Source organism: Vreelandella halophila, from assembly GCF_009856365.1.
Taxonomy (GTDB): Bacteria; Pseudomonadota; Gammaproteobacteria; order Pseudomonadales; family Oleiphilaceae; genus Halospina; species Halospina utahensis_B.
Window position 1 is genome coordinate 246,874 of sequence record NZ_WMEX01000001.1, and the last position, 10,474, is coordinate 257,347.

11 protein-coding genes are annotated in these 10,474 nt (G+C 60.4%); 5 read left to right on the forward strand and 6 right to left on the reverse strand.

The window, feature by feature from the left end; all coding sequences use genetic code 11:
• Positions 1-20: 20 nt before the first annotated feature.
• Both GLW01_RS01050 and GLW01_RS01055 read right to left on the reverse strand, forming a co-directional pair.
• Positions 21-647: a peroxiredoxin gene (locus GLW01_RS01050; RefSeq protein ID WP_160897836.1), complete on the reverse strand. Its 627-nt coding sequence runs from the start codon at positions 645-647 to the stop codon at positions 21-23.
• 60 nt (positions 648-707) lie between these two features.
• The gene (locus GLW01_RS01055) at positions 708-1,574 is read right to left on the reverse strand and encodes an MBL fold metallo-hydrolase (RefSeq protein WP_160897837.1); all 867 of its coding nucleotides are present in this window, start codon (positions 1,572-1,574) and stop codon (positions 708-710) included.
• Positions 1,575-1,785: 211 nt separating this feature from the next.
• Here GLW01_RS01055 and GLW01_RS01060 point away from each other — a divergent pair, with 211 nt between their 5' ends.
• The 3 genes from GLW01_RS01060 to GLW01_RS01070 all read left to right on the forward strand — a co-directional run bounded on the left by GLW01_RS01060 (position 1,786) and on the right by GLW01_RS01070 (position 3,182).
• The gene (locus GLW01_RS01060) at positions 1,786-1,980 is read left to right on the forward strand and encodes a YgaP family membrane protein (RefSeq protein WP_151440999.1); all 195 of its coding nucleotides are present in this window, start codon (positions 1,786-1,788) and stop codon (positions 1,978-1,980) included.
• A gap of 13 nt (positions 1,981-1,993) precedes the next feature.
• Positions 1,994-2,440: a DsrE family protein gene (locus tag GLW01_RS01065; protein ID WP_160897838.1), complete on the forward strand. Its 447-nt coding sequence runs from the start codon at positions 1,994-1,996 to the stop codon at positions 2,438-2,440.
• Positions 2,441-2,744: 304 nt separating this feature from the next.
• A complete protein-coding gene (locus tag GLW01_RS01070) occupies positions 2,745-3,182 on the forward strand; it encodes a fused DSP-PTPase phosphatase/NAD kinase-like protein (RefSeq protein WP_160897839.1) in 438 nt (145 codons plus the stop codon).
• A gap of 4 nt (positions 3,183-3,186) precedes the next feature.
• Here the strand turns inward: GLW01_RS01070 and GLW01_RS01075 are convergent, their stop codons facing one another.
• From GLW01_RS01075 to dctP, 4 genes are all read right to left on the reverse strand, one after another.
• The gene (locus tag GLW01_RS01075) at positions 3,187-4,350 is read right to left on the reverse strand and encodes a GNAT family N-acetyltransferase (protein WP_160897840.1); all 1,164 of its coding nucleotides are present in this window, start codon (positions 4,348-4,350) and stop codon (positions 3,187-3,189) included.
• Between the two features lie 10 nt (positions 4,351-4,360).
• Positions 4,361-5,716, reverse strand: coding sequence for a magnesium transporter (gene mgtE / locus GLW01_RS01080; protein ID WP_160897841.1), 1,356 nt, complete (start codon positions 5,714-5,716; stop codon positions 4,361-4,363).
• 12 nt (positions 5,717-5,728) lie between these two features.
• Positions 5,729-6,808 carry an FAD:protein FMN transferase gene (locus GLW01_RS01085; protein ID WP_160897842.1) on the reverse strand — a complete coding sequence of 360 codons (1,080 nt, stop codon included), beginning with the start codon at positions 6,806-6,808 and terminating at the stop codon, positions 5,729-5,731.
• A 124-nt stretch (positions 6,809-6,932) separates the two neighbouring features.
• Positions 6,933-8,060 (reverse strand): TRAP transporter substrate-binding protein DctP, encoded by a 1,128-nt coding sequence (gene dctP / locus GLW01_RS01090; RefSeq protein ID WP_160897843.1) that lies wholly within the window; start codon positions 8,058-8,060, stop codon positions 6,933-6,935.
• A 166-nt stretch (positions 8,061-8,226) separates the two neighbouring features.
• On the opposite strand from dctP, the gene GLW01_RS01095 reads away from it, so the two are divergent.
• Both GLW01_RS01095 and GLW01_RS01100 read left to right on the forward strand, forming a co-directional pair.
• Positions 8,227-9,144: a TRAP transporter small permease gene (locus GLW01_RS01095; protein WP_160897844.1), complete on the forward strand. Its 918-nt coding sequence runs from the start codon at positions 8,227-8,229 to the stop codon at positions 9,142-9,144.
• Between the two features lie 28 nt (positions 9,145-9,172).
• Positions 9,173-10,468 (forward strand): TRAP transporter large permease, encoded by a 1,296-nt coding sequence (locus GLW01_RS01100; RefSeq protein ID WP_160898108.1) that lies wholly within the window; start codon positions 9,173-9,175, stop codon positions 10,466-10,468.
• Positions 10,469-10,474: the final 6 nt, after the last annotated feature.

The window sequence follows — 10,474 nt, forward strand, 5'->3', positions numbered from 1 at the left end:
CATAATGCGAACGGGAATGATCAGACCTTGGTCATGCGCAGGTACGGGCGCAGTTCGCGCCAGCCCTCTGGAAACATTTCCTTCGCCTGTTCATCGGTGATGGAGGGCGGAATGATGCACTCATCACCTTTACGCCAGTCTGCCGGCAGCGCACAGCTCTTTGCGTCACTGGTCTGAAGGGCATCAATGGCACGAAGTATCTCATCGAAATTCCGCCCTACAGTCATCGGGTAGGTCATCGTCAGGCGGATTTTCTTGTTCGGATCGATGATGAAAACACTTCTGACCGCCGCCGTTTCGCTTTCCCCGGGGTGTATCATGTCGTACAGCTGGGCGATTGAGCAGTCGGCGTCCGCCAGGATGGGGAAATCCAGGCTGCAGGACTGGGTGTCATCGACATCCTCAATCCACTTGAGATGCTCTTCCGCGGTATCGGTGGAAAGCCCCAGCGGCTTTACATTGCGCTCAGCAAACTGTTCCGCGAGCTGAGCGGTACGACCCATTTCCGTGGTGCACACCGGCGTGAAGTCAGCTGGATGACTGAAGAAAAATACCCAGGAATCGCCGATCCAGTCATGGAAGTTGATTGTGCCTTTAGTGCTTTCGGCGGAAAAGTTCGGCGCTGTGTCGCCAAGTCGAAGTGCCATAGGTCGGTTTCTCCCTTGATCTCTTGGTTACTGTCAGTGTGACTGGCCAATGGTTATGAGTCAGAAGCGATTGACGGGGACCTTGAGGTACACCTGACCATTGTCCTCAGCGGGCGGCATCTCGCCGGCTCTCATGTTGACCTGGACTGAGGGCAGGATCAGGCGCGGCATGTTCAGTGTCGCGTCACGCTCGGTTCTCATTTTCACGAACTCATCCTCTTTGATGCCTTCGCGGACATGGATGTTGCGTTCACGCTGTTCGGCAACGGTTGTCTCGTGGACAAATTCATCACGACCCGGAGCCTTATAGTCATGGCAGAGGAAGATGCGTGTTTCTGGTGGCAGAGCCAACACCTTCTGGACTGAGTGGTACATGGTATGCGCGTCTCCCCCCGGGAAATCACAGCGCGCGGTACCGGCGTCAGGGGCAAAGAGGGTGTCGCCAACGAAGGCGGCATCGCCAATGACGTATGTCAGGCACGCGGGGGTATGCCCCGGGGTGTGCAGAACGCTCGCCTCGAGATTGCCGATGGTAAAGGTGTCCCCTTCACTGAAAAGCCGGTCGAACTGACTGCCATCACGGGCGAACTCAGTTCCCGCATTGAAGGCTTTTCCAAAAATATCCTGAACTTCCATGATCTTATGGCCGATGCCTGTCTGGCCACCCAGCTGCTCATGCAGGTAGGGGGCGGCAGAGAGGTGGTCAGCATGGACGTGGGTTTCGAGGATCCATTCAACTTCTAGCTGATTGTCTCTGATGAAACGGATGATCTCGTCAGCCGACCGCACGTCCGTGCGTCCCGCCGCGTAGTCAAAATCCAATACCGAATCGATGATGGCGCAGGCCCTGCTGTCAGGGTCCTGAACCACGTAGCTGAATGTGTTTGTGGGTTCGTCGAAAAAGTGTTGTACCTGTGGGCTATTCATAGCGTCGTCACCTCTGCACGGTTGGTCACCTATTTCACTATTAGAACATTCTAATAATTATAACGATAGACTTAATCGAAATATTAAGCCTCTGCCTTTGATAGCTTGGCTCAATGAAAGTCGGATTGAATTCCGCAGCATGAAGGCGCAGCATAGTGTTTGAAGGAATAACAATATTCCTTTAAGGATTACAAATTCGGGAGATTGAGTCATGACAGTCAATATCGGTGCTTTGGATCGCAGCATTCGTGCCATAGTCGGGGTGGTTCTGGTCGCCCTGGTTTTTATCGGACCTGAAAGTGCATGGGGCCTGATCGGTCTGATTCCTCTAGCGACGGCTGCTATGGGCAATTGCCCGGCTTACAGCTTGATCGGGATCAGCACCTGCAAGGCCGGCAACCGTTGAAAGGGGGGACACTATGATCAAGAGAACGGTTGGGACAGTGGTGCTTGCGCTGATGGTCTGTTTGCCCATGAGCGTCTCTGCGTCGGGCCATGATGGAGCTGTTGGGAAGGTGATGATCATCCTTTCAAGCAGTTCGCCACAGACTCAGGGAATGGCAATGGTTTTGGGTAACACCATGGCCCAGGAGGGAGCTGAGGTTGAGGTGCTGCTGTGTGACGCCGCCGGCGACCTCGCGCTCGCTAACCAGGATGGCAACACAGCCCTCGAGCCTAAAAAGGTTACGCCGGCTCAAATGCTGAATGGGCTCGTGGAGAAAGGGGCATCTGTCTCCGTCTGCGCACTTTATCTGCCTAACAGCGAATACATGGAGTCGGATCTTGCGGATGGTGTCTCTGTGGCCAAACCTTCCCAGATGACCGCCCTGATGCGGGATCCTGAAGTACGGGTGTTTGCATTCTGACCGGAGGTGCCAGGGGCGGTCGCGGCACCAGCTCAGCTGCCCCGGATTGGCCTCCTTCTGGTGAGGCCAAAGAATTAGTCAAACTTTCAAAGAGAGGAAGAGGTCTATGAAGACGAACCAGTTGACCAAGCCAGCCTTAATGCTGGGTTTGGCGCTCAGCATCAGCCTGGGCGTGTCAGGTTGCTCCCATGTTCACCATTGGAATGAGTCGCCTGATGAGTCCTCCATCAGTCAGGGCGCGTCACAGCGTGGACAGCCATTTGATACGAGCATTGATGCTGGGATGGCGCCTTTCGGCGATGTCATGACACAGGCTGTGTCCAATTACAACCGGCCGTCGCCGTACATCGGAACAGGCGGCCATGTGTCTGCTGGTGCTATGCCGGAACTGAAGCAGATGGGGTTCAGAACCGTGGTCAGCCTCCTCACTCCAGAAGAGGGGCTGAGCGATGAGCGTGACGCGGCCGGTGATGCAGGACTGGGGTTCCACGGCATCAGCGTATCTGGGGGGCCACCCACGGCGGACCAGGTGGATGAGTTCGCCAGAATCGTCTCGGAACAGGGCAACTACCCCATCCTCATGCACTGCGCCAGTGGTAACCGCGCGGGGGCGATGTGGGCCCTGTACCGGCATCAAGTCGGCGTTCCGGCAGAAATCGCCCTGGAGGAAGGCAGGGCCGTAGGGCTGGACAGCCTTGAGCCGGGCGTGCGTGAGCGACTTGGCCTGGGTGCTTCTGACTAGCTGATCAGTTCGAACTCCCGGGGCCGGGAGAGGTCGAAGACGATACAAAAGGCAGCTCCTGAGCTGCCTTTTCAGTATAGGCCCTGATGGCTTGCGCCTCGCGTCGGCAGAAATCCGCGACCGCTGGCCTCAGCTGCTTATCGCCCACCCAGTGGAAGGATTCGAACAGCTCCGGCTGGAAGCCGCGCTTGAGCTTGTGCTCGCCCTGGGCGCCGGCGTCGAAGCGGCTCAGCGCCCGTTCGATGCAGAGGTCGATGCCCTGGTAGTAGCAGGCCTCGAAGTGGAGTTGATCGTACTCCTCGAGACAGCCCCAGTACCGGCCGTAGAGGCGCTGCTCATCGTGCAGGAAGAGAGCAGCGGCCACGTAGTGGCCCTGGTGGACAGCCATGACCAGGGTGAGCTGTTCCGGCATGCGGTCCGCCAGGTACTGGAAGAAATCCCGGTTGAGGTAGGGGCGCTGGCCGCGCTTGAGATAGGTGGCCTGGTAGAAGACATGGAAAGCTTCCAGCGCGTTCTCCGGAATGCCGTTGCGGCCGGAGTAGTGGCGGAATTCAATGCCCTGGTCCGCGACCAGGCGCCGTTCCCGCCGGATCTGCTTGCGTTTGCGCGATTTCAGGGTGGCCAGGAAGGCCTCGAAGTCGGCAAACCCCGGGTTGTGCCAGTGGAATTCGCAGCTCAGGCGGCGCAGCCACTGGTCGCGATCCAGATGGTGCTGTGATTCCGCATCCGGGAACAGCAGGTGCCAGCTGGAGTACGAGCCGCCTTCCAACTCCGCCAGAACAGCTTGCGTACTGCGGAATCCGGTACTGGCACCGTCCGCGTCATGATGCAGCAGCAGGCGGGGGCCCTCGCAGGGCGTGAAGGGCACCGCGCTGAGCAGCTTGGGGTAGTAATCGCGCCCGTAATGGGCCCAGGCCTCTGCCCAGGCCCAGTCGAACACGTACTCGCCGAATGAGTGGTGCTTGCGGTAGCAGGGAAGGGCCGCCATCAGTTGGCCCTGGTCATCCCGTTCAATCCAGTGGTGGGGCGTCCAGCCGGTTGCCGTTGTGGTGCAGCCCGTGGTTTCCAGCCCGTACAGGAACTCATGGCGCAGAAACGGCGAGTGTGTGCCCTGCAGGCGGTTCCATTCGCTCGGTTCGATAGCAGCGAGGCTGTCGATGAACGCCATGTTGCGCTCCCTATTGGGCCGGTATGGACAGCAGCGCGGAGGCGAGCCCGAAATAGACCAGGATACCGGCGACGTCGGCGATGAACGAAACCACCGGGGCGCTGGCTGTGGCCGGGTCCATGTTCAGCTTGTTGAGCACGAACGGCAGTGACATGCCGATGAGGCTGCCGCTGAGCACCACGATCACCATGGTCAGCGATACCACGTGGGCCAACTCGGCGCCGCCCCGGTAGAGCCCGATAGCCGCGACGGCGGCTGCCATGGTCAGCCCGAGCATCAGCCCCAGGCCGATTTCGCGCAGCAGCATGCGGAACCAGTCGCGGCTGATGACGTCACCGGTGGCGATGGCGCGCACCATGAGGGTGGCGGACTGGGAGCCGGCGTTACCGGCACTGGCGATCAACAGCGGCAGGAAGAACACCAGCCCCACGTGGGCCTGGATGGTGTCCTCGTAGAGCGAGATGCTTGCCCCTGAGAAAACGTTGGCGAAGACCAGCAGTACCAGCCACATGATGCGCTTCTGGTAGAGGGTTGTGAGCGCGGTTTCCTTGAGGCTGCCCGGCAGGTCGCCGACGCTGGCGCCCTTGTGGATGTCCTCGGTGGCCTCGGCCTCCTGAACGTCCATGGCATCGTCGTGGGTGACGATGCCGACCATGCGGTCTTCATCGTCCACCACCGGGACCGCCAGCAGGTCGTAGTCGGCGATCAGGCGTGCCGCCTCGGCGCTGGGTGCGTCCGTATGAACGTTGACCACCTCGGTCTGCATCAGGTCCTCGACCGACTCCCCGGGGGAGGCCACCACCAGCCCACTCAGGGTCACGATCCCCAGCAGGTGACGCTCGGTATCGAGCACGTAGGCGACGTAGATTGTTTCCTTGTTCAGCGCCTGCAGGCGCAGGCGCTCGATGGCCTGGCGGGCGCTGATGTGGGCCGGGACCGTGGCGTATTCGCTGGTCATCACCGAGCCAACGGTCCCCTCGGGGTAGCTGGTAAGCCGCAGCAGATCCTCGCGTTCGGCCTTGGCCAGGGCGGGCATCAGCGCTTCCTGAACGTCCTCGGGCAGTTCCTGGTAGAGGTCGGCCCGTTCGTCGGCGTTCATGTCCGTCAGCAGCCTGGCCTGGGCGTGACGGCCCAGGTGCTGGACCATGCTCAGCTGATGGGACGGCTGCATGTAGGGCAGTATTCGCGCCTGGGTACGGCGGTCGAGCTGGTCGAACAGGGCGTAGGCGGTTTCACCGTCGAGCTCGTCAATAACCCCACCGACTTCCGCAGGGTGGCGGTTATTGAGGAACTCAATGGCGGCATCAAGGTCGCCCTGTTCGAGCAGCGTCCGGACTTCGGATTCGAGTTCGGCGGTTTCGGTCATAGCCGTCTCCGGTCAGTCGGTGTTCAGCGCTGCCAGATCCTCCTCGGAGAGCATCTGTTCAAGAGCCGGGGATACCCGGGTCTGGAAGCGGTCGTCTTGGTGCTCGATAACGAGCACGGCAACGTCATGGGTGCGGGCATAGTCCAGCGTCTGCGTCACGCCCATCACCATGAAGGCCGTGGCCAGTGCGTCCGCCCTCCGGTTACTGGGGTGGAAGACGCTGGCCGAGGCCAGCGAATGCGTGACCGGACGCCCGTTGCGTGGGTCAATGGTGTGGGAATAACGCTGTCCGTCCACTTCAAAGTAGTTGCGGTAATCGCCTGAAGTGGCCAGCGACATATCCTCCAGCGGCAGTATATGGCGAGGGCTCTGTGGCCCGTTCCGGGGGACTTCAATGCCGATGCGCCATGGTGCGTTCTGCGCCTTGCGCCCGCTGGCCAGCAGGTCGCCCCCGATGTTCACAAGGTGGTTTTCATGGCCTCGTTCCTCCAGCAGGGCCGAGACCCGGTCCACCGCCTCGCCCTTGGCAATGGCCGATAGATCCACGAACAGGTCCGTCATGCGCCGGGCACGGTTGGCTTCCGGGTTGATCTCGAGGTTCCCGTGACCAACCTGTTCCAGGCGCGCCTCAATGGTGGCGTCCGCTGGTACCTCTGTAGGGCGGGCCTCGGGGCCGAAGCTCCACAGGTTAACCAGGCCGCCGATGGTGGTATCGAAGGCGCCTTCGGTGCGTTCCGAGAGGTCATCGGCCGCCTGCAGTACATCGATCACTCCTTCCGGCAGATTGACCCAGTCGCCCGGCGTGCTGCTGTTGAGCCGCATGAGGTCGGAGTCATCGCGGTAGGTGGACATGCCCTGGTCGACTTTGGCGAGAACCCCGCGCACGGCTTCATGCAGGGATTCACGACGCTCTTCGGGGAGCTCGCCGGCAACGCTGACCTGGTAGAAAGTACCGAAGATCCGCCCTTCAACCCGGGTGACGGGAACTTCCCGGTTTTGCGGCTCGCCGGGATCACTGCAGCCGCCCAGGAGCATCAGTGGGATCAGAAGACAGAGGATGAGGGCAGGCGGAAGCGCGGTACGGCGTGGCATGACGGCTCCGGGCAGGTCAGTGACTGGCGGCATTATACCCTGTCCGGGCCGGCTTAACATCCGTGGCGCGGACACAAAAAAGCCCGGCCGGAGCCGGGCTTGTGTGGCGTGAGGAAGGCTGCGATCAGCTGTTGCTGTCCGCCATGTCCTCTTCCGCTGTCTCGACTTTTTCCAGAATGGTGTCGAGGACTTTCTGGCCTTTCTCGCCAGCCTGCTCCAGATAGATCTGGCGCACGTCCTTGCTGGCTTCGCGGAAGACCTCGCGCTCTTCCTCGGTCAGCTCAACCCATTCAGTGCCGCCTTCGTCGAGAATGGTCTGCAGCCGGTCCTCGTTGTACTCGCGCTGCTTCTCGCTGATCCAGGACACCATGTTGTCACGCACATCCAGAATCAGCTCCTGGCGCTCCTCGGAGAGGTTGTTGAACCAGTTGTTGCCGGTCGCCAGGGTGGTGATGAACTGGGCGTGGCGTGCGGAAGTGAGCACGTCCTGCTCCTCGTAGAAGCTCATCTCTTCGATAGCGAAGATCGGGTTCACCTGACCATCGATCTGACCCAGCTGGAGGCCGCTGTAGACCTCGGAGTAGGGGGTCGGGGTCGGGTTGGCGCCATAGGCCTTATAGGATTCGACCAGGATCGGTGAGGTCATGGTACGGATCTTGAAGCCCTCGAAGTCCTCCGGGCTGCGCAGGGCCTTGTCACCACTCCAGACCATCCAGCCTTCCGGGATGATGTCGAGCAGCTGCAGGTCCATTTCGTTGTACATCGGCTGGAAGAGTCCGTAGACCTCCGGATCCGACAGAACCGCGCGGTTCACCTCGGGGTCCTCGGACAGCACGAAGTGCAGCGTGAAGATGCCGACTTCCGGGATGGCGTCCGCCAGGTGGCCCGGGGAAGCGAAGGCGATCTCAATGGCACCGTTCTGGAGCAGTTCGGTCAGCTGGGAGGAAGTGCCGAGTGTCCCGTAGGGGTACACCTCAACCTTCACCTCACCGTCAGTACGCTCCTCAATGCGGCTCTTGAATTCCTGGGCGTAGGCGTCCTGGACGCTGCCTTCGACTTCTTCCAGCGCAAAGCGCCACGTGTCGGACTCGCGCTGTTTCGCCAGCTCTTCATCGCGATCCATCTCCTCCTGCGACGACTGCCCGCTGCTGGAGCTGTCGCTGGAGGTGTCACCGCCATCAGAGCAGCCATAGAGAAATGCCATGGCAAGCAGCATGATCAGGCCCGTAAGCCATTGGCGAGGTTGGTTCATACCCTGTCTCCCTCTGTTGGATTTTCTTGTTGATCCGCATTAAACATAACACATCTTTACAGCAGCAAAAGCAGTGAACGTGAATTTCCGGCAAAGCGTACGGGAATGTTGCCGAACCCCGGATCGTCAGACTATTGTTACGTATGAGCGACCTGCGGAGAGTCCCATGACGGACCAACCTCAAGCCGGCCACGGAGGTGGCTGGCGAAACGCCCTTAAGGCGCCCTTTGACTGGATCGACTCGGGTCTCGACTGGTTTGAGCGCAGTGCACTGATTCTCTGTGTGGCGGGTATGGCGACAGTGACTGTCGGCAATGTCATCGCCCGCAACCTGCTGGGTTTCAGTCTGCAGTTCGCCAACGATGTGGCCCAGATGCTGCTGGTGATGGTGACCTTCCTGGGGATCGGTATCGGGGCACGTCATGCCCGTCACATCCGGGTTTCGGCGCTGCACGACCTGCTCCCCCATCTGGGACAGAAAATCCTGCTGGTTATTGTGAGCTTCACCACCGCCTGGCTGCTGTTCTCGCTGGCGGATTTCGCGTGGAACTATGCTGGCGCCGTGCAGCGCACCTGCCGGGTTCTTCCAGAGGCTGTTGATCTGGGGCTGTTTTCACTGCCCGTTGGCGGCATGCCCCTGGCAGCGGGCATTGTGGCCACACTGGTTGGCATTGCCCTGGCGGGGCACCTGATCCGCCTGATCAGCGAGGGCGGCGCCCGGCTTCTGGACCGCTTTGACGGGACCCAACGCCAACTGATGGTGCTGGCGGCGCTGGTGGTGTTGGCGCTTCTGGCCTGGGGGATCTTCACTGTGTTCATCGGGATGGTGGAAGCGCGCAGTGGCCAGTGCCGGGTGACGTCGTCCACCGGCTTCCCGGTCTATCTCAACTATATGGTCGTGCCGCTGGGCTTTCTGTTTGGTGGTATCCAGTTTTTCCTCGCGGGGGTCCGCAACCTGATCAGTCCTGAGAACTACCTGTCCTGGTATCAGAAGGATGAGTACGAGGAAGAGGGTGTGGACCCGGGTATGACCGGTGGCTTTGACCCCGAAGAGGATGCGGCTGAGGAGCGTGACCGTGGCTGAACTGATTGAATGGCTCAACCTGTCTTCCATGGCCACGCCGGATGTCGCTCTGGTGGTCGGCGCTGTGATGATCGTGCTGCTTCTGATGGGCTACCCCATGATGGTGCCGCTCACCGCCGGCGCGCTGCTTCTGATGGCCGCGAAGTTCTCGGGGCTCAACGAGTCCACCCTGATCCAGCAGATGATCGGGGGTGTGGAGCAGACAGTGCTGGTGGCCGTGCCCATGTTCATACTGGCGGCCGACATCATGATCAAGGGCCACACGGCCAATCGATTACTGGATCTGGTCAGCAAGTTTGTGGGCCACATCCGCGGCGGGCTGCCGGTCACCACGGCGGTTTCCTGCACGCTGTTCGGAGCGGTTTCGGGCTCCACCCAGGCCACGGTGGTGGCGATGGGTCGTCCACTAAGGCCACAGCTGATCAATGCCGGCTACTCGGACCGCTTCGCCATTGCCCTGATCATCAACGCGAGCGATATCGCGCTTCTCATACCGCCGTCCATCGGGATGATCATCTATGGTGTGGTTTCCGGCACCTCCGTAGGGGCGCTGTTCATTGCCGGTATCGGTCCGGGCCTTCTGATCCTCGCGCTGTTTGCGGTCTACTGCTATGGCATCTCGGTATGGAAGGGCATACCGGTGCAGCCCAAGGCAAGCTGGAACGAACGGCTGATAGCCCTTAAACGTGCCAGCCTGGCCACCGGCTTCCCGGTGATCATCATTGGCGGTATCTACACCGGTACCTTCAGTCCCACCGAGGCGGCGTCGATGTCGGTGGCCTATGCACTGTTCCTGGAGATGATTCTGTACCGGCAGGTGCGGCCTTCCCAGCTGCCCGAGATCGCGCTCTCCACCGGCATGATCACCGCCGTGGTTTTCATTCTGGTAGCCGCCGGCATGGCGTTCTCCTGGATGATCTCCTTTGCCCAGATTCCGAGTCTGTTGCTGGGAGACATGCTGGCCGAGGCCTCCCAGCATCCCTATCAGCTGCTGATCCTGATTGCGGTGGCGTACTTCGTGGGCTGTATGTTCGTGGACCCGATCGTGGTGATCCTGGTGCTCACGCCGATCTTCTCACCGGCCATTGCGTCCGCGGGCCTGGATCCCGTGCATGTTGGGACGCTGGTGGTGCTCCAGGCGGCCATTGGTTCGGCAACACCACCCTTCGGGTGTGACATCTTCACGGCCGTGGCCATATTCCGGCGGCCCTATCTTGAGGTGATCCGCGGAACACCGCCCTTTGTCATGATCCTGCTGTTCGCAACTGCAATGCTGATCATGTTCCCGCAGATCGCACTCTTCCTGCCCAATCTGATGCGGTGATACCAA